The organism is Pedobacter sp. Hv1 (genome assembly GCF_001412215.1).
In the GTDB taxonomy this organism is placed as follows: domain Bacteria; phylum Bacteroidota; class Bacteroidia; order Sphingobacteriales; family Sphingobacteriaceae; genus Pedobacter.
The window spans coordinates 1-1,342 of sequence record NZ_LLWP01000018.1 but is presented as its reverse complement, the minus strand read 5'-3'; the positions used below and the strand labels follow the sequence as shown (position 1 = coordinate 1,342).

Below are 1,342 nucleotides of genomic sequence, written 5' to 3'. Positions count from 1 at the left end.
ACGGTTTTAAACAAATACTTGATGTATTCTGCCATTCCTTCTTTGGCAATTGCCTTCCACGCTTCTTCAATCAGTATGAGCTTACGGATACCTTTCAGCCTACGCATCTTGTTGATGAAAACTTCCATAATAATGATAGTAACTATGGGAAAGAGGATTTTGTGGTCTTTAATCGCATCAATTTCAAATACGATAAAGCGTTTAGAAAGCAGATCTAACTGCTTATCGGAGTTCAGCAAATAATCGTACTCACCACCTTTGTAGTAAGGTTCGAGTACGTTGAGAAAATTGGCAATATCAAAGTCCTTTTCCCTTACCTGCTTTTCCTCCAATACCTTGCGGTAATCGCCTTTTACATACTCATAGAAGCCGTTGAATGATGGGTAAACATCGTCCGATTTTATTCTTTCGATATATCCGCTTACTGCATTTGATAAAGCCACTTCTTCTGAACGGGTTGGCGGTTCATCATCACGTTTCCAGAGTGTGAGTATCAAAGTCTTGACACTTTCTCTCTTTTCAATGTCGAAAACGCCGTCATCGGTATAGAAAGGGTTAAAGGCAATGGGATTGTCTTCTGTATAAGTGAAGTACACACCGTCTTCACCTTTCGTCTTTCCCTTAATGAGTTCACATAAACCCTGATAGGAATTTCCGGTATCTACGAGCAATACGTGAGCGCCCTGTTCGTAGTATTGCCTTACCATGTGGTTTGTGAAAAACGATTTACCACTTCCCGAGGGACCAAGTATAAACTTGTTACGGTTGGTAATAATTCCACGTTTCATCGGCAAGTCCGAAATATCCAAATGGATAGGTTTTCCAGTCAGGCGGTCAGCCATCTTGATACCAAATGGTGATGGCGAATTGTGGTAATTGGTTTCTTCCGTAAAAAAGCACAATGCAGGCTCAATAAACGTGTAAAAACTTTCCTCTGCGGGAAAATCACCTGCATTACCCGGCATTCCTGCCCAGTACAATGTTGCTACATCCGTAGTGTTGTGTCTGGGTTTACATTCCATCAATGCTAAAGCACTACCACAATCATTTTTTAGCTGTTTCAGTTCCGCAGGGTCTTCCGACCACGCCATAATGTTGAAGTGTGCTCTTACGGAAGAAAGACCGAACGAATGTGCTTCATTCAGGTATTTTTCTATCCACTCTTTGTTGATCTGGTTGGCACGGCTATACCTTGCCAGTGAGTGCATATTCCTTGCGGACTTCTCAAACTTTTGTAGGTTGGCTTCGCTGTTATCCAAAAACAAGTATTGGTTGTAGATATGGTTACAGCTAAGGAGTAATCCCACAGGAGCAGCGAATGATAAACGACAGTCGCTCCGGT

General features: G+C 42.0%; 1 protein-coding gene. It reads right to left on the bottom strand.

Annotation, left to right across the window (positions count from 1 at the left end):
• On the bottom strand, positions 1–1,342 hold a 1,342-nt coding region (locus tag AQF98_RS21725; RefSeq protein WP_152969793.1), incomplete at both ends, for a TraG family conjugative transposon ATPase.